Genomic DNA, 18,122 nt, shown 5'->3' on the forward strand with positions numbered 1-18,122 from the left:
ATACATAGAAAACAGTAAAGACAGGAGGTAAAGTTTATTCTATATACAGGGATATTAAAAGGAAAGGGGAACTTTAAACAATAGCTAAAGAAGAAAACTAAAAAAAATAAAACCGGAAATTCTTGATTGATTTTCCGGTTTTGAATCTTGATTAAAATTGTGGACCAACGTTGTCTGTAATATGTCCGGTTTGGTAAAGAGTAAAGGCGACTACCGTTACAATTCCAATGATGATTCCGAATACCAGGAGAAGTCTTTTATAAAACTTATTGTCTTTCTCCAGCTTGTGTTTTTTAAGGATATTTTTTACTACGTTGTCCGCTCTGTGAAAGGCACTTTCATTTTTAATAATATAATCAAAGGCTCCGTGTGTCAACGTGTCTATTGCTATTTCAATTTTGTCCTGAGCTGTAAACATTACTACTTCAGCAGAAGGAAGTCTGTTTTTGATAGCTCTAAGAATCTCCATACCATTTTTGGCATTCTTATTTTCTGTACTTAAAGTATAATCCAGGAAAATGATTTCCGGATCTTTATCCAGGTTATTCAGACAATCTTCTCCGGTATTGAAAATATCAATTCTATAGTTATGATTTTTTAATAGATAATCCTTCAGAAGTTCACACTGCATTTTATCATCATCTACGATAAAAATATTCACATCTTTCATAAAAGTAAATTTGAATAGTTTTTAATATAAAGTTTGTTTTTCTGTTTCCAGTTGTTGGTACGTTAAATACAAAATAGAATCGAATTTTGCAATTAGTTCTTGCATTATTTCCAGATCAATTTGCTCTACAGACTGATGTTCAATCTGTTGAACAATATCACTTCCTACCTTTATACCCATATATTTTACTCTTGGTTTCAGCGCATGGGCAATCAGACCAACTTCTTTCCAGTTGTTTTCAGCGGCTTTCTCTTTGAGCTTTTGCCAGTCTCCAGGAACGGAATCAAGAAACATATTGATGTATTTCAGCATCTGATCCTTATTGTTGGATGTCATGCCTCTGAGAAAACTGAGATCAGCCATGCCCTCACTCATCAGGCTGCCTGAAACTTCTTTGTTATCTTTGGTAAGTTCAATTACCTTCTCTTTATTAATTAATGTTGAAATTTTAATCAATAAAATATCTGCATCAAAAGGCTTCGAAATAAAGTCTGTCATTCCGGAATCAAAACAACTGTCTATCTCTGGTTTGGTAGCGCTTGCTGTCATCGCTATGACAGGAACATCCGAATACCCAAGAGCACTGTTCTTACGAATGTACTTCGTTGTTTCGTAACCATTCATTTCAGGCATTTGAACATCCATGAGGATTATATCATAGTGCTTGCTTTTATCTTTCAGCATTTCAATTGCAACTTTTCCGTTTGAAGCCACATCTATGGTAAGATTCTTTATCAAGGATTTCAAGGTATCAACTGCCACTACCTGATTAAACTCATTGTCTTCAACAAGGAGAATTTTTATACCATGAAGCTCCTGAACTCTTGTCTGAATTGGCTTTTCGTTTCTCTCCACTTTTTCAGTTCCGGCTTTATACCATATTCTGAAAGAAAAGGTAGTGCCTTCTCCAAGCTTGCTTTCCACAGTAATAGAGCCCCCTTGAAGTTCAACGATCTTCTTTGATATGCTAAGTCCGAGGCCAGTGCCACCAAACTTTCTTGACGTATCTCTTGCTGCCTGAGCAAAGTCTTCAAATATAGTAGCCAGCTTATTTTGCGGTATGCCGATACCGGTATCCTGAACGGAGAATTCAATTAACAAATCATTTCCTTTTTGTTCTATCAGCCTGCAGTACATATCTATGCTTCCTTTTTCTGTAAACTTGACAGAATTACCTACCAGATTTACCAATACCTGATTCAACTTGCCAGGATCACCTATTATCGTATCAGGAAGACTTTCATCTATAATTGGTGTCAGTTTAATTTCTTTCTCATCAGTCTTTATTTTAAAAGTGTTATAAAGGCCGTAAAAAATATCAGAAAGGTTAAAGTTGATTTTTTCGAATTCAATTTTCCCTGCATTGATTTTTGAAAAATCCAGAATTTCATTGATAATGACCATCAGGTTGTCAGACGACTGACGGATTGCTTTAAGATAGCTTTCTTGCTTGGGTGCGAGAGGAGTATTAAGAATCAGATTGGTCATCCCAATGATTGCATTCATTGGCGTCCTTATTTCATGACTCATATTGGCAAGAAATTGCTCTTCTCTTTTCTTCGCCTGTTCCGCTTTTACAATAAATCTGTTCAATACAATTTCTGTCCTTATCCTTTTTCCTATATCACTGTTAAGCAAGACCAGTACCCAGGCCAGAAAAGACAGAGCGATCACATTTCCGATAATAATAAATATCAATGCATATCCAGACTTTGAATCGACTTCATCCGATTGCAGATCATATTTATCTATTTCTTCTGTCTTTATCTTTACAATTAAGTTATGCAATTGAGCCAGCAAATCTCTGCTTGCTCCTGATTTAAGGACGGCTATTGCTTCTTTCTGCCCTTTCTCATTTTTCAAACGAATGGTATGCTCAGCAAGTTGAACCTTCCGGTTCATCAGATCATTCAATTCTTCAAGCCTTTTCTGATTCTTATAGTTTTCAGAAAATGATGCGATTTCTTCTGTAACAAGTAAGCGTGCCTGGTTATAAGACTCCAGATAAGTGCTGTCACCGCTTATGACATAACCTTGCTGACCGGTTTCAATGTCTCTGATGTAAAACTGAATATTTTCCAGTGACACCTGACTTTTCCGGGCTTTCACCTCATTTCTTCTTACATCACGAAAACTATGAAGGCTGTAATAGGAGAAAATTCCAGTTGCGTTAAGTACTATGAAGACAATACAGAACCCTAAACTTATATTCTTATTGAGATTCCATTTCATACAGAATGGGCAATTATTTTTATGCTAAACTTTTAAATATAATTATTTTAATCGGGTGAGCAAAAAGGGAAAGGAAGAAACTTTTCTATATAAATAGTTGATTGATAATCAACTAATGTCAAACACCTGCAAGTATAACATTTACACCATACCTATTAAACTCAAGGGATAAGTTCAACTCGTTGCCCAACTTTTAACAAATTCAAATCTGAATTATTTTTAAAATCGAAAGCAAATATATCGAAAGTAGGATTATCATTTTTATCAAGCGTCCTTGGTTGAGTCACAATTGGTTTGATTGGAAAACCTCCCAAAGTTGAATTTTCTGTCAACGAAAACTCAACTGGTCCACTCAAATATCTTGCTAAGACGAATTTATATTTCCTGTCCGAGTTGACGACATATATTATCTCAAAAAATATCTTCATAATTACCTACCAGTTAATTCTACAACTCTTCCATCCGGATCCTTTGCAATAGCAGAATATCCCCATTCATTATTGGCAGGTTCAGATATAATTTGAAAATTAGTATCTCTTAACTTCTTTATGACCTCGTCAAGATTATTTACAGAAAATCCAAGCCTGGTAGTGTTATCAGCGATCTCAATAGACTTAGGCAAAGGATAAATTTCCAGCACAAATTTTCCGATTGAACATGAAAAATGAATAGGCCCATTTCCATGTTTTTCTTCCTGAAAAAACAAGCCAAGAGTAGAATAAAAATCTATTAACAGCTGAAGCTGTCTGGTTTTCAGCACAAGTAAAGATATTTCAGGTTGCATTGATGAATTTTAAAATATAGGAATGGATAAATCGCCTTATTCATTATATATATTTTGATCAAGCGGACGATTGAACCAGCATACTATGTCTTTTTTATAAAGATGTAAAAGCATTTGTCACTTAGCTTTTTTCCATCATATGAATCAGCTGAAACATATCCTTTTTCATTTCTTTTTTGCTTTTTCATTCAAGAGTGCCTCGAGTTTTCTTAATTTCTTTTTCCAGAAAATGTCAAAGAACTCAATCCACTCCTGCACTTCAGCAAACCCCTCCTGATTAAGCACGCAATATCTTTCTCTGCCAATATCTTCAATCGAAATAAACCCGGCTGAATTCAATATTTTAATATGCTTAGATACAGCAGGCCTGCTCATCTCAAAATTTTCCGCAAGGGCATTGATAGATAAACTGTCTTTTGAAAGCAGTTGAAGTATATATCTTCTGCTGGGATCAGACAAAGCATAAAATGGATCTATGGCTTGCTGTTTCATTTCTGATTTGAATCAATTAATAATGAAAACCTTTTCATCACTTTTGCTTTCCAGCCGATATTCATAAAGAAATAAGCCAGATAATTTTTCATTCCTTTAAAACCTTTGTGCTCAAGAACCAAATCGGTTCCACCGTCTCTTGGTGTTAAGGTCCAGGTAACGACAGAGTCCAAGGTAATTTGTCCTTTGGAACCTCCCTTCCAGGAATAGGAAAGATTTGTATACGGTTTCACCTCTAATACTTCACAATATACAATTCCGTCAAATTTGACCTTTACTTTTGGTTTGGTGGTAAACTGAAACTTATGACCAACCACTGGCTTAAAGTCGTTCTCCATTAACCATTGAGCAATTAACTCCGGGTCTGTAAGGAATTTCCATACTGTTTCCGGTGAATGATTAAAAAACCACTGATGCCTGATATCTTTTTGCATAATACGTAACCAATAAGTTACACAAATATATGTAACTTATTGGTTACGTAAAACAATATGCGATCAATTTTTAAAATTATTTATTCTAACTTGGTTATTATTGAAAATCAGGAAAATGCTTTAACTCCTTTTGAGCTGAATAATCATGAGCAGGAATTACAATAAGAGATGAATCTGCCTTCATTAGTTGATGAATGTTCACAATAACGCGGTCTAAGTGATTCATATCTGCATCTACCAAAGAAGAAGGGATAAAATGCTTGCGGCTTGGTCTTTTAAAGCCTTCAATATTCCATGTAATATCTCCGGAAAAAAAATACCTCTTTCCAGACTGATTAATAAACATACCAACCGAACCTTTGGTATGCCCTCCTAACTTCACAAAAACTACGCTTCCGTCTCCGAAATAATCACAGGACTGATCAAAAGATTCATAGCTTGAATTAGTGAAACTTAGATACTTCCAGCTTACTTCATCTCCATCATATTGAGATTTTAAAAATGCTGGGGCATGAGCATCTTTTGTTCTGGCAAAAGTCAATTCTTCTTCTGTTGTATAGACATCGGCTCCAGGAAAATCTTTAATGCCACTACAATGATCCCAATGAAGATGAGACAAAACAATTGTCTTTATAACTGCAGGATCTATTCCCTCACGGATAAGCTGATACTTTACTGAGTATTCTTTATGATATTTGAACAGTTGCTTATGTAAAAATGACATTTCATCAAATTGCCCATCTATACTATCTCCAAGACCTGTATCAAATAAAAAATCACCGTTAGGATGTTTTACCCAGACTGCAACATGAGAGATTTCACACTTTCTGAAGATATTTCCTCCGGCATAAACAAACGCCTCCTGTGTCTTAGCTCGGCCTGTTTGTATCACCGAAAATTTAACCAAGCCGTTTTCTTCTTTTATACTTTGTTGGACTCTTGTAATTTCCGGGTACTTTGATGTATTAATCCTTCCGTTGCAAGTTGTCATTAAAAATGAAACCATCATATATAACAACACAATCCTTATTGATTTATCTACGTTCATTTTCTTTTTTTGTCCAAACAAACTAAAACTCACATTTAGGTCCATTGACAAATGTTAAGAAAGCGATAGTTTCTTCCTTATTCTGCTTAAGGATTCCGGCTCTATACCCAGATAACTTGCAATTTGATTTTGAGCTACTCTACAAACTATTTTTTTATCATACTTCTCAATAAAATCAAGATAGCGTTCTTTTGCTGTTTTTGACTGCATCAGAATGGTTCTTTCTAAAACACACAAATAGGATTGTTCTGCATAAATTCTGAACAGTCTTTCAATTTTAGGATATGCTTGTGAAAGCTCAGTCACCTTGTGAGCAGTCATAGAATAAAGTACACTGTCTTCCAGCACCTGGAGATACTCAAAGGAAGGCTTTTGACTTATAAAACTTGAATAGGCAGTTACAAACTGATTGTCACAGGCAAAATATGTACTGATTTCTTTTCCTTTCTTTAAGAAATAAGTTCTTAATATTCCTTGCTGCACGAAATATATCTTTGAAGCTATGGAGCCCTCATTTACTAATACTGTATTTTCTTTATGACTTTCAACTTTCAATGCATTTTCAAAGGCACTCCACTCCTCAGCATTTAATTGAAGAAAACTACTTAACGTATTTTTTAAAATATCCATTTCTATTTAACTGCAATCTTATATCGTTAAAGATAGTAAATCCTACATTGTATTCAATCAGAAACGAATAGCGCTGAGATAAGTCCATAATATGAACAGTAGCTGAAGTGGAAGCCTGAACCATAAATAAGTTATGCCAGGGCCTTCCAATGTCCCTTTTTGATAATCTACATGCTTAATAGCAGCATAAATATTCGCAGGAAGCAATAAAAGAAAAAATACTATCAGCAACCATCCGGTTATATGCTTTAAACTCGGAATCAGTAATCCTATAGCCGCAGCAATCTCAATCAATCCTGTAAGGTAAATTGTTTCCGTTTTAAAGGGAACAAAATCCGGAAGCATCATAGACATCCCCTTAGTAAAGGCAAAGTGTCCAATGGCTGTAAAGGACAACATTGCAGCCATAGCTATTCTTCCCGCTAGCGGAATATCTGTAACTCCGTTAATCAGTTTTATTGCGGCAATGGATATTACAAAGACAGCAAACAATACAATAAGAGGTTTCATAGAATCTTTTTTTTGTAAAGGTCAAAAGATTTTGTTTTCAGGGCAATGAACCTGGGTTAAGAAATGCGTTTTCTAATTCTGCTGAGTGCCTGAGGGGTGATACCAATATAGGATGCAATGTATTTTAATGGAATCAGTTTGATTAAATGAGGCTGTTCTGTAAACAATTTCAAATATCGTTCTTCAGGAGAATCGTTAAAAAAAGAAAGTTCTCTTTTGGCCTTTTTCTGGAATAAATCTTCACTCGCTAACCTTCCGATTTTATTTCCGACTTCCGTCTCTGAATATATGGTCTGGAGATCCTGATAAGTCAAGCGCCAAAGGATTGTTTCGGTTATTGTTTCTACCCTATATGAAGATGGAATTCGGGACAAGAATGAATCGTAGGCACTCACAAAACTATTATCAAAGGAAAATGAAAAGGTCAAATCTTTATCTTCTTTTGGAATATAAAATCTGATGATTCCTTTTTCAACAAACGACAAATAGTTTTCTGTCTGCCCAGTCTCTAATAGCACAGTTTTTGATGGAAACTCCTGTTGCGACAGTTTGGAGGAAAATTTCTCCCATTCCTTGTCACTAAGCGCTACGGTCTTTTCAAACAGATTTCTGATAAGGTCCATTGGATTAGTTAGTTTCTAGTTCCCTTGTCAAGACTATCATATGCTTCGCTTGTATACCATTTTCATAAATCGGTTCGGAATAGTTTTCTGTAAAAAAATTCTTTCTTATTTCTGTTATTTCAAAACCAAGTTTCTGATACAAATAAAGTTGTCCGACGCTTGAATTTGCAGTGCCGATACAAATGCTTTTTTGATTATTAAGAGAAGCTGCTTTGATCACATTTTTGATAAGATAACTACCAATTCCTTGTCCTTGAAATTCTGGTTTTACAGCTATGTTTTTGATTTCAACCGCTTCATTAGTCAATGGAAACAATACTATAATTCCAAGCGTTTCTTCATTCTGCATTGCAATAAATATGTCGGATAGCTTTACATATTCGTCAACCAAGTCTTTTGACGGATCGGCTAACAATAATAGTTCGTATGGAATTGGATCGTTTTTGCCAAGACTTTTGAATATTATGTTTGTGCCCTTAACTGCCCGTTCTTTGTTTTTGTATTTTTCATCCATAGCTTCAATATTAAAAACTCTGGGGATAAAAATCTAATATTATGATTAAACCCAAAGTAAGTAAAACCGTCAATACTATTCTTGTATAAGGTTTGCGTACGTTGAAGTATTCATCTCTCGCGGCCAGATAGAATATCCAAAAAAATAATAAGATTATGGGTATTGAATAGAATAAAAATATGAGAGCCAGATGAGGAGAATATCACAATCAATCCAGTTATCTGAGTACCATCTGGTCCAAATCATAGGTTTAAGGTTATTCTTATCGATATAATTATCCCATTGAGATTGATCATTAAAGCGGAGTATTTGACCTGATCGTTTATTATAGGATTTAGTTGATAAAGTATTGAAAGAGCCTTCTTACTTTTTTAATCTCCTTAAGGCAACCAACCTTTTTTTCTAAATGCTACTATTCGCTTCAAAACAAAGCGGTAATACCTTTATCAGATATTACCGCTTTGTTTTATTGTAATTTGTATCTCTTCTACATTATCTTGAAGTGCGGGTTTTCTTCATATCTTCTATAGTATTCATATACGTCTGAAGATCCCGTTTCAGCTTTCTTTCCTTTTCGATAGCATTCTTTTTATATTCTTCAAAGTTGTTAAACAACTCATCATATTCACCTATTTTCTGAACAGTAACCTTATTGGAATTATGAAACTGAAAATATAAAAATGCACAGCCGCCGCAAGCTATCGCAAACAGACACCAAAGAATCGTCGCATAAGTATACTTATTGATTGTCATTCCTAAAAATGAAATCCCGTCTTTCGCGGCAATTGCAATATCCAGGTTGGATTTTAACTCTGCTGTTTCCTTTTGAAGCTGAGATATTTCGTTACTTTGATTCAAAACCAGTGATTTTTCACTTGCAAGGTCCGACTTTGATTTAGCAAGAGAATCAGAGATAACCTTCCACAAATCATTCAGCTCTGTTTTTTTAATAACTTTATAATTCTGATAATTTTCAGCTTCCTGTACTACTTTTTCCCACTTTTGACCAAGACTTTGTCCTGACACAGAATGAGTTAAAATAATCATCAATGCGTATAACACATACTTTTTCATACCTTTCACAAAATTTAAGTCGGAAAATAAATAGAATTTAACAATTTAAGAAAGAAGTAATACAATTTTTTCTTACAATAGTGATACCAGATGCGGAAATTATAAAATAAACGTAAAATCTCCTGAATTATGCAAACTTAGCTTGAATTTTACTGAAAAGCTGAAATATTCTAATAAAAATTCAATTTCATACAGAAGAATCTGCCATTCAACTAAAACATGTCCGGATTCGTAGAGAAGATTAATTAAAAATTCAACTCTAAAATTGATACATCGATGAAAAAAATCATTTTGGCTTTATTTCTTCTGATTTCGGGATATTCTTATGGCCAACAGGCAAAAAGTCAGATGTTAACGCCTGAGCAAAAGGCTGACGAAACCGTAACAAAACTGAAAACTGAAATTACCCTGACAGATGAGCAAGCTACAAAAGTAAAGACTATTACAGTAGACAGGGTGAATAAAATTACTGCCAATCATAAAAAATACGGATCGGATAGAGTAAGAATTCAGGCCGCAAATAAAATGGTTATGGATGAATGGGAAGGACAGTTAAAAACAATCGTTACTCCTGAACAATATGAAAAATATCTTTCTACCAAATAAATATTAAAATCATGTGGCACGCTTGAATATTGAGCTTCGCCACATGATTTGTCATTCTTTACTTACTTTCAGTTGCCTGCAAAACTTTTAGCTTTTGTATTTCTACTAAAATTGCTTTCCCTACTTCTGTTGCTGAGGCAGGATTTTGCCCTGTCACTACCCTCTGATCCGAAACTACATGTATTTGCCAAAGGCCTGACTTTTCAAACTTTGCTCCTCTTTCTTTTAATTTTTGTTCAAGAAGAAACGGAACTACTTCACTTAATCCAACAGCATTTTCTTCCTCATTGGTAAATGCATTTATCTTCTTGCCATCTACAAGGTATTTCCCATTACTAAGTTTAATATTAACCAAACCTGCTGGACCATGGCAAACAGCACTTACCACACCATTCTGCTCATAAATATTAGCAGCAATTTTAGCCAGCTCAGTATTATCTGCAAAATCCCACATTGTACCATGGCCTCCGGCATAAAATATAGCGAGGTATTTCTCCGGATCCACTTCTGAGGGCTTCATTGTATGTTCTAGCTTATACTTGTACTCTGTATTTTCCCAGAATTTTTTATTGATCGGATCTTCAAGATCAAAGCCATCTACAGGAGGCTTTCCTCCTTTTGGACTTACAAAATCAATTTCATAACCGGCATCATGCAATATTTCCCAAGGGTGTGCGACTTCACTAAGATAGAACCCTGTAGGTTTGCCTGTATTTCCTTTTTTGTCATGGCTTGTTACCACAAATAGAATTTTTGTCTTCATTTTTCCAGAATTGTTAAGTTGAGCTTTTGTTTGATGATTAGAAAAAATAAGGAGGATCATTAAAACTCCTGCTATAATTCCATGTGCTTTGTTATTCATTTTCGTTCTGTTTAATCTATACAAACAAAACTGAGGAATTTAAATACTATCAGAAAGGACAAAAATCACTGAAAAAGTGTGACATAGATCACATCATGAAGAAAGACGGCTCAACGTTTCCCTGGAGACACCCAGGTAAGAAGCTATAAGGATTTTAGGAAGTCGTTTAATAAGGGAAGGATACAAATCCACAAACTGGTCGTAACGTTCTTTAGCGTTACTATTGAGCAAAGACAGAATTCTTCTCTGCAAAGCAATATACCCCATGTTGGATTTCTTCCTAAAAAAATGCTCAACCTTGTGCATCTCTGCACATATTTTATCTCTGTTTTGTAAAGAAAGAGAAAGTACTTCTATATCTTCAATACAATCAATATTAAGTGTAGCCTTGGACTGACTGAAATAAGCCTGATAATCTGTAATCCACCAGTCTTCCATAGCAAACTGCATGATAGACTCCCGGCCTTCATTGTCAGTATGATAAGCTTTCAAAAGACCTTTTATCACAAAATAATCATTGTTAACAAGGTCTCCCTCCTGGACAAGGAACTGATGCTTTTTAAGTTTTTTTACCGAAAAATGAGAACATATATATTCAAACTCAGAGTCTGTCAGAGATATAATTTTCTCAAAATGTTGTCTTAATTCCTTATACATCTTGCTGCAATATATAGCTTTGTAATTCGTGATATTTCAGAATTATGAAATTAGATAAATATTTACAAGGCTTAAATTTGTGATAATCATTCTAATAAGCATTTATATTTTTACTTCCTGATAAAAAAGTAATTTTTTTCATCAATTTCCGTACTTTAATAAGAGAAAATTTTTAATACTGAAATGGAAGAGAAAGCATTAAAATTTATGAAGATGGCCATTGAGCTTTCTCATTTGGGACACAGAAATAACAAAGGTGGTCCGTTTGGTGCTATTGTAGTCAAAGGTGATGAAGTAGTTGGTAGAGGTTATAATCAGGTTACATCAACAAATGATCCTACAGCACATGCAGAGATAGTTGCCATCAGAGATGCCTGCAAGAATCTGAATAATTTTCAACTTACAGGGTGCGAGATATATACCAGCTGTGAACCTTGCCCGATGTGTCTTGGGGCTATATATTGGGCCAGGCCGGATAAAATATACTTTGGAAATTCACGTGAAGATGCGGCTGCAATTGGTTTTGACGATTCAATGATTTATGATGAGATGAAAAAATTAATAGTGGAAAGAAAAATCCCCATTATGCAGATCGGACAGGAACACGCCATCAAAGTATTTCATGAATGGAAAGCAAAAGGAGATAAAACTGAATATTAGTTATAATAAACCTCATCCCTAGAATATTATGTAGAGATGCCATGCATGGCGTCTCTAAACTTTAATAAAAAACAGCAATAGGAAAAACAGTGCATACAATATTGGTTCTCGTTCATTGTATCCTGGTAAATTGAAGTGAAATGCCAGTGGCTAAAGAGATGCCATGTATGGCGTCTCTACTTGAGCTCAGGCAATGAAATTCCCTTAATCTTACGGTATAGATCCACAGCATAGATATCCGTCATACCTGATACAAAATCCACGACTGACTGTAATCTGAAATAAAGATTATCATCATCCCCCTTATACTTAAACTGTTCAGGAAGCAGACGCATCAGTTTAGGCGATGTAGCCTTATCAGGTTGAGTAATGGCAGGTACAAATTCTTCAAGTATTCCTCCTAGTATCTTATAACCGGCAAGCTCTATCTCTATTGCTGAACGGTAATTGTAAATTTCTTCATTGGAGATTTGTTTCAGTTCCTGAAATGGCTTACTGATATGTCCTCCAAGATCATCAGTAAGACTCTTTTCATATTTTCCGGAAAGAATGGCGTCCCTGTTTTCCCAGAATATATCAGAACATCTTTCAATCAGAATGGAAATAATTTTAGCTCTTAGGAATGCTATCTTCTGTTTGTCATCTACAATAGCATCAACAACCGATTTGATTTTGCTTCTGCTATCCCTCTCTGCATTTTCCTGAAAGAATTCCAGAAGCACTTCAATTGCTTTTTTCAGGGTAATGATCTTTAACCTGTAAGCATCTTCCCAATCTATCAATTGATAGCAGATATCATCCGCTGCCTCTACCAGAAAGACGAATGGGTGGCGGGCATAGATCAATTCACTCCCACTTGAATTTGAGATAAGCCCAAACTCATTGGCTATCTTTAAAAATGTTTCTCTTTCAGAATCAAAGAACCCATATTTCTTGCGGCTTAAAACCTGTTTGCTCATGCCCGCCCCTGACTCACATGGATATTTGATCATAGAAGCAAGCGTGGTATAAGTCAGCCTCATACCACCTGGGGTATTTTCGTTGAAGTGATGCGTCAATAGTCTGAGACCATTGGCATTACCTTCAAAATTGGTGAGATCCTTATATTTATTGTGCGTGAGGTTTTCCCGGATAAAAGATTTTTCTTTATCAGGCAGATTCAGAAAATAGGCTGAGATAGCTTTTTCTCCTGAATGCCCAAATGGCGGATTTCCTATATCATGGGCCAGACAAGCAGCTGAGATAACGGAACCTAGCTCATAGTTATAAAACCTCTGGAAGGATTGGTTATTAGGTTCATGATTTTCAGCAATTCTCTGTCCTATAATACTTCCTAATGACCTGCCCACACAAGCCACTTCAAGACTGTGAGTTAATCTGTTATGCACAAAAATACTTCCCGGCAAAGGAAATACCTGAGTCTTATTCTGCAATCTTCTGAAAGGCGAAGAAAAAATAAGTCTGTCATAATCTATCTGGTAAGGATTTCTTACAGAATCCTGACCTTCTGTGTATTTATGTTCCTGCCCCAGTCTTTTCGGGCTATACAATGTTTTCCAATCAAGCATAATAAGCAATTACGGCAGATAAGTTTACCGCAGTTTATCCTGTAAATTTAAAACTAAATAATCGCTTTACACAACATTCTCCAAATGTTCTAATTTGTAATACTTTAAAGTTGTATTTCAATCTCACTTGCTTATAAGATATTTCCCGCCTTTTATTTATATTTGAAACTGATTCAACCAGCTATATAAAAATGGACAAAAAAAAATACCTTAAACAATACTGGGGCTATGATACCTTTCGCCCCCACCAGGAAACAATAGTAGAACTGGTTTTGCAGAAAAAAGATGTAATGGTCATTATGCCTACAGGAGGAGGTAAATCTCTTTGTTATCAACTCCCAGCAATAATGATGGAAGGTATGGCAATAGTGGTCTCTCCTCTTATATCACTGATGAAGGACCAGGTGGAAGCACTCAAAGCCAATGGTATCGCAGCAGAATTTTATAACAGCAGCCTTCCTTCTGAATATTTGATGTCCATCGAGAGAAACTGTCTCGACGGAAAAGTAAAGTTACTGTATGTATCTCCCGAGAAAGTTGCAAATACTGGTTTCATTCATTTTCTGGAAAGTTTAAAAATCAATCTGATTGCAATTGATGAAGCTCATTGCGTTTCATTCTGGGGCCATGATTTCAGACCGGAATATGCACAGTTAAAACGACTGAAAGAATTTTTTCCTAATGTCCCCTTCATTGCCCTTACTGCAACTGCAGATAAAGTAACAAGAAAAGATATTCTGAACCAACTCGGCATGGAAGACGCCGAGACCTTCATTTCCAGTTTTGACAGACCCAATCTCAGCCTGAAAGTACTACCGGGCAGAGATCGATATAAATACATTTCCAATTTCATTTCAAAAAGAGGAACACAAGCTGGTATTGTCTATTGCCTGAGCAGAAAGGAATGTGAAAAGCTTGCCGGAAAACTGCGTGAAAATGGATTTAATGCTGAATACTATCATGCAGGTATGGACGCAGATGCAAGGTCTAAGATTCAGGAAAATTTTATAAAGGATGAAATCCAAATTATCTGTGCCACCATTGCCTTTGGTATGGGTATTGACAAGCCAAACGTTCGTTGGGTAATACATTACAGCCTTCCCAAGAACATGGAAAATTTTTATCAGGAGATAGGAAGAGCAGGCAGAGATGGATTGGCTTCGGATACTGTTTTATTCTACAGCTTCCGAGATTATACCTGGCAGCTTGACCTGCTTGAGGAAAAAACAGGAGAAAGAAAACAGCTTCAGGTTGCCAAACTTGAGAGAATGAAGCAGTATGCGGAAGCAGATATATGCAGAAGAAGAATTTTATTAAGCTACTTTAATGAAAACACGGAAAAAGATTGTGGCAACTGCGATGTGTGTAAAAATCCTCCATCAAGATTTGAAGGAACTGTGTTTGCACAAAAGGCTCTGTCAGCCATTGCCAGATCAAATGAGAAAATAGCTTTGGGAATGCTCATTGACATTCTGAGAGGTTCAATGAACAAAAACGTTTTAGAGAAAGGCTATCAGCAGATCAAGACATTTGGGGCTGGCAAAGAACTTAGATACGAAGAGTGGAGCGAATACATCATGCAAATGCTGAACATGGGTGTGATAGACATCGCCTATGATGATGGCCATTCATTTAAACTCAATGAAAAAAGCAAGTCTGTTCTCAAAGGAGAAAAATCAGTATCGCTTGTAAAATTCAGGCCTATGGCTGAAAAGATGGCTGAACTGAGTGAAAAGACCAATGAGAAATCTGACAAGGAACTTAGAGATGAGCGCTTATTTGAAAGACTAAAAAAGCTTCGTAAGAGTCTGGCTGACGCTCTCGCAGTTCCAGCCTATATAATCTTTAACGATGCAACACTCACAGAGCTAGTCGCAAGAAAACCAGTGAGTCCGCTTGAACTTAAAGGTATTCAAGGAATCGGAGAAGAGAAATTCAGGAGATATGGTCATGAATTTTTAAATGAGATTATTTCCTTTGTTCAGGAGGAAGCTGGAGAAGGCGCTAAAATAAAAGGAAGTACGTATGTTCTTACCTATGAAATGCTGAAACAAAATCTCAGCATAGAAGAAATTTCTGCCAGACGCAACTTAAATCAGGTAACCATATTTTCACACCTTGCCTATCTTTATGAAAAAGGATATGATATTGATTTAAGGAAATATATCACAGATGTTGAATTGACTGAAATTATTAAAGCAATTAATGTTGTTGGGATAGATAAAAATCAAGTAAAACCAATATTTGAACACTTAAACGGCAAGTATGAATATCATAAAATAAGACTTGCTGCTGCAATTATGACAAAAGAGCTAAGTTCGTAGAGACGCCATGCATGGCGTCTCCCTATCCTGGAACACAACATTTTAATTTATCTGAAACAGGTAGGATAAATCCTTTTTACATATGCTCAGGAATTGAAGAGATTAAACTGAGTTTGAGTTACGCCGTTTGTTAAGCTGAAAATTATTGGTTTTCAACACATTTTTAGTATCACAAAATATTACCGGTAACAATGGAACAATTTTATCAAAAAATTGTTTAGAATCTGTATCAAAAAAATAATCCTATGGACTCTGGAGAAATAAATAATTACCGAGGGAAAGAGGTTATTGTCATTACCAAAGATAATCATCACTATCAGGGACAACTTGTAGGCTTTAAGAACAAACCGGATTCTCAGGAATTTTCTCATCTGTTTATTTTACTCCCTAATACCACATATGTAGACGTACCTTTTGGAGACATTACCGGAATTGAGCCAGGGAGATTTGAAGTTTAAAAAACCTGATTTATAAATCAATTGGTATACAAAAATTCCAATCTTGTATATTAATCTGACGGTTGTCCGAAAACCTTTTTAAATTTGGATAATGAATTCTATATCCATGAAAGAGGTTATTTTCAAGAGAAATTATTTTAAGATTTTTCTTCATATCGTATGGTGGACAATATTTATCCTTTACCCATTTTTTCTGGGGATACCGGTAATGGAAAATATTCTCCTTAAAATCCTTTTCAATACCTCCCTTCTCATTGTATTCTTTTATCTGAACAGTGACTTTCTGATACCGAAGATCCTAACAAAAGGACGTATCGTATTATACCTGTCTTCTGTGTTTTTCATGATTAGCATTATTGTCTCTGCAGATATTTTTACCTCAAGACATTTTAATGTGCATGAAGTGACAAAAATAAAATCTACCAGACCTAATAGGCAATCTAGCTTCCAGCATTATCATCGCCCACCGGACAATCCAATAAGGAAAGCGACAAGACCATTCTTCTCAGCATTATTTATACTTGCACTGAGCACCAGTTATCGTTTGCTCTATGATTACTTTACGAGTGAACGCAAAAGAAATGAACTTGAGAACCAAACCCTTGTTTCAGAGCTTTCTTTCCTCAAGTCACAGGTGAGTCCGCATTTCTTGTTTAACACACTTAATAACATCTATTCTTTATCTCTAAGCAATACACCTAAGGCATCTGAAGCTATATTAAAGTTGTCTCACCTGCTCAGGTATATGCTCTATGAAACCAATGAAACCTCTGTCAACCTTGACAAAGAGATTGATTATATCAATGATTATATTGAGCTTCAAAAGATGCGATTCAGCAATGAAGTCACTATCGAATATAATACCGATGGCGACTTTCAAACAAAAGAGATCGCTCCTATGCTACTGATTCCCTTTATTGAAAATGCCTTCAAGCATGGTATCAGTTATTCCAAAAAATCCGTAATCAAAATTCTGATTGAACTGAAGGATCAGGAATTATTTTTAAAGGTTGAAAATCCATTTGACAAGAATAAAGAGAAAGACAGTTCTTCTGGTATTGGCCTTGTTAATATCCAGAGAAGGCTTGATTTGTTATATCCATCGAGATACACCTTAAAGTTGAATGGTCAGAATGATGTTTTTGTTGTTGAATTAAAAATTAACTTACGGTCATGATTCGCTGTATCGCTATAGATGATGAGCCTCTGGCATTGGACATCATTGAAAATTATATATCCAAACTTCCTGAACTCCAACTGGAAGGCCGTTATACCAATCCTTTGGAAGCACTGGAAGTATTGAATAAGAATACTATCGATCTGCTATTCTTAGATATACAAATGTCGGAGCTTTCAGGCATTCAGCTTCTGAAAGCCTTACCAAATCCTCCTATTGTAATCTTTACTACAGCTTATCAAAAATATGCTTTGGAAGGATATGAGTTAAATGTAGCAGATTATCTCTTAAAGCCTATCCCCTTTGAAAGGTTCTTAAAGGCTGTAAACAAAGTAAAAGATCTACTGTCACTGCAAAAAAGCACTGCAGAACAGAATCCTTTAAAAGACTTCATATTTGTTAAGTCAGATTATCAGATGGTAAAAATAAACCTGGATGATATTATTTACATAGAAGGTTTAAAGGACTATGTAAAAATATTCGCTGGAGCAAAGCCTATCTTCGCTCATCAGAATATGAAGTCTATTGAAAGTAAGCTTACCAATGATTTTCTAAGGATACATAAATCCTATATTATATCATTAAAAAAGATTGAAGCCGTTCAGAAGAACATGGTCAAAATAGCAGGAATAGAGCTGCCTGTGGGAGAAATTTATAAAGAGCAGTTATTTAAGATTATTAATGAGAATAGTTGAGAGAGGCTTATATTATTTTCGATCCAATAAAACTAAAAGGCTGCCTTCTTTACGAAGGCAGCCTTTTAGTTTTATCGTATGCCTTTGGAGGTGAGCTTTGGGTC

20 protein-coding genes are annotated in these 18,122 nt (G+C 35.4%); 6 read left to right on the forward strand and 14 right to left on the reverse strand.

What is annotated here, in order from left to right:
• Positions 1–151: 151 nt before the first annotated feature.
• The 11 genes from K350_RS28925 to K350_RS0114710 all read right to left on the reverse strand — a co-directional run bounded on the left by K350_RS28925 (position 152) and on the right by K350_RS0114710 (position 9,011).
• Positions 152–670, reverse strand: a complete 519-nt coding sequence (locus K350_RS28925; protein ID WP_051313161.1) for a response regulator — start codon at positions 668–670, stop codon at positions 152–154.
• Positions 671–691: 21 nt separating this feature from the next.
• A complete protein-coding gene (locus K350_RS28930; RefSeq protein WP_051313162.1) occupies positions 692–2,902 on the reverse strand; it encodes an ATP-binding protein in 2,211 nt (736 codons plus the stop codon).
• Positions 2,903–3,332: 430 nt separating this feature from the next.
• Positions 3,333–3,686 (reverse strand): VOC family protein, encoded by a 354-nt coding sequence (locus tag K350_RS0114665; RefSeq protein ID WP_028980550.1) that lies wholly within the window; start codon positions 3,684–3,686, stop codon positions 3,333–3,335.
• Between the two features lie 165 nt (positions 3,687–3,851).
• On the reverse strand, positions 3,852–4,178 hold the full coding sequence (locus tag K350_RS0114675; RefSeq protein WP_028980551.1) for an ArsR/SmtB family transcription factor: 327 nt from the start codon (positions 4,176–4,178) through the stop codon (positions 3,852–3,854).
• Complete coding sequence (locus K350_RS0114680) at positions 4,175–4,612, reverse strand: SRPBCC family protein (protein WP_037575758.1); 438 nt, start codon at positions 4,610–4,612, stop codon at positions 4,175–4,177. The genes K350_RS0114675 and K350_RS0114680 overlap by 4 nt, the downstream gene beginning before the upstream one ends.
• Positions 4,613–4,709: 97 nt before the next feature.
• Positions 4,710–5,660: an MBL fold metallo-hydrolase gene (locus tag K350_RS0114685; RefSeq protein WP_028980553.1), complete on the reverse strand. Its 951-nt coding sequence runs from the start codon at positions 5,658–5,660 to the stop codon at positions 4,710–4,712.
• Between the two features lie 54 nt (positions 5,661–5,714).
• Positions 5,715–6,290 carry a Crp/Fnr family transcriptional regulator gene (locus tag K350_RS28935; protein ID WP_051313164.1) on the reverse strand — a complete coding sequence of 192 codons (576 nt, stop codon included), beginning with the start codon at positions 6,288–6,290 and terminating at the stop codon, positions 5,715–5,717.
• Positions 6,291–6,347: 57 nt separating this feature from the next.
• A complete protein-coding gene (locus tag K350_RS0114695; RefSeq protein ID WP_028980554.1) occupies positions 6,348–6,800 on the reverse strand; it encodes a DoxX family protein in 453 nt (150 codons plus the stop codon).
• A gap of 56 nt (positions 6,801–6,856) precedes the next feature.
• The gene (locus tag K350_RS0114700) at positions 6,857–7,423 is read right to left on the reverse strand and encodes a Crp/Fnr family transcriptional regulator (RefSeq protein ID WP_028980555.1); all 567 of its coding nucleotides are present in this window, start codon (positions 7,421–7,423) and stop codon (positions 6,857–6,859) included.
• A gap of 4 nt (positions 7,424–7,427) precedes the next feature.
• Positions 7,428–7,937 (reverse strand): GNAT family N-acetyltransferase, encoded by a 510-nt coding sequence (locus tag K350_RS0114705; protein WP_051313165.1) that lies wholly within the window; start codon positions 7,935–7,937, stop codon positions 7,428–7,430.
• A gap of 492 nt (positions 7,938–8,429) precedes the next feature.
• Positions 8,430–9,011 (reverse strand): hypothetical protein, encoded by a 582-nt coding sequence (locus tag K350_RS0114710; RefSeq protein ID WP_028980557.1) that lies wholly within the window; start codon positions 9,009–9,011, stop codon positions 8,430–8,432.
• 276 nt (positions 9,012–9,287) lie between these two features.
• Between K350_RS0114710 and K350_RS0114715 the strand changes: the two genes are divergently transcribed.
• Positions 9,288–9,617, forward strand: a complete 330-nt coding sequence (locus tag K350_RS0114715; RefSeq protein WP_028980558.1) for a hypothetical protein — start codon at positions 9,288–9,290, stop codon at positions 9,615–9,617.
• A gap of 58 nt (positions 9,618–9,675) precedes the next feature.
• Here the strand turns inward: K350_RS0114715 and K350_RS0114720 are convergent, their stop codons facing one another.
• Together K350_RS0114720 and K350_RS0114725 are read right to left on the reverse strand one after the other, a co-directional pair.
• Positions 9,676–10,479, reverse strand: coding sequence for a type 1 glutamine amidotransferase domain-containing protein (locus K350_RS0114720; RefSeq protein WP_211236750.1), 804 nt, complete (start codon positions 10,477–10,479; stop codon positions 9,676–9,678).
• Between the two features lie 93 nt (positions 10,480–10,572).
• Entirely contained in the window at positions 10,573–11,136 is a 564-nt protein-coding gene (locus K350_RS0114725; RefSeq protein WP_028980560.1) for a Crp/Fnr family transcriptional regulator, read from the reverse strand.
• 183 nt (positions 11,137–11,319) lie between these two features.
• On the opposite strand from K350_RS0114725, the gene K350_RS0114730 reads away from it, so the two are divergent.
• Complete coding sequence (locus tag K350_RS0114730; protein WP_028980561.1) at positions 11,320–11,796, forward strand: nucleoside deaminase; 477 nt, start codon at positions 11,320–11,322, stop codon at positions 11,794–11,796.
• A 176-nt stretch (positions 11,797–11,972) separates the two neighbouring features.
• Here K350_RS0114730 and K350_RS0114735 read toward each other — a convergent pair whose 3' ends face one another.
• Entirely contained in the window at positions 11,973–13,364 is a 1,392-nt protein-coding gene (locus K350_RS0114735) for a deoxyguanosinetriphosphate triphosphohydrolase (protein ID WP_028980562.1), read from the reverse strand.
• Between the two features lie 191 nt (positions 13,365–13,555).
• Between K350_RS0114735 and recQ the strand changes: the two genes are divergently transcribed.
• From recQ to K350_RS0114755, 4 genes are all read left to right on the forward strand, one after another.
• Complete coding sequence (gene recQ / locus K350_RS0114740) at positions 13,556–15,688, forward strand: DNA helicase RecQ (protein ID WP_028980563.1); 2,133 nt, start codon at positions 13,556–13,558, stop codon at positions 15,686–15,688.
• 245 nt (positions 15,689–15,933) lie between these two features.
• Positions 15,934–16,146 carry an LSm family protein gene (locus tag K350_RS0114745; protein ID WP_028980564.1) on the forward strand — a complete coding sequence of 71 codons (213 nt, stop codon included), beginning with the start codon at positions 15,934–15,936 and terminating at the stop codon, positions 16,144–16,146.
• Positions 16,147–16,237: 91 nt separating this feature from the next.
• Positions 16,238–17,323 (forward strand): sensor histidine kinase, encoded by a 1,086-nt coding sequence (locus K350_RS0114750; RefSeq protein WP_081671014.1) that lies wholly within the window; start codon positions 16,238–16,240, stop codon positions 17,321–17,323.
• The gene (locus tag K350_RS0114755; protein WP_028980566.1) at positions 17,320–18,018 is read left to right on the forward strand and encodes a LytR/AlgR family response regulator transcription factor; all 699 of its coding nucleotides are present in this window, start codon (positions 17,320–17,322) and stop codon (positions 18,016–18,018) included. The genes K350_RS0114750 and K350_RS0114755 overlap by 4 nt, the downstream gene beginning before the upstream one ends.
• The last annotated feature ends 104 nt before the right edge of the window (positions 18,019–18,122 follow it).

Source organism: Sporocytophaga myxococcoides DSM 11118, assembly GCF_000426725.1.
In the GTDB taxonomy this organism is placed as follows: Bacteria; Bacteroidota; Bacteroidia; order Cytophagales; family Cytophagaceae; genus Sporocytophaga; species Sporocytophaga myxococcoides.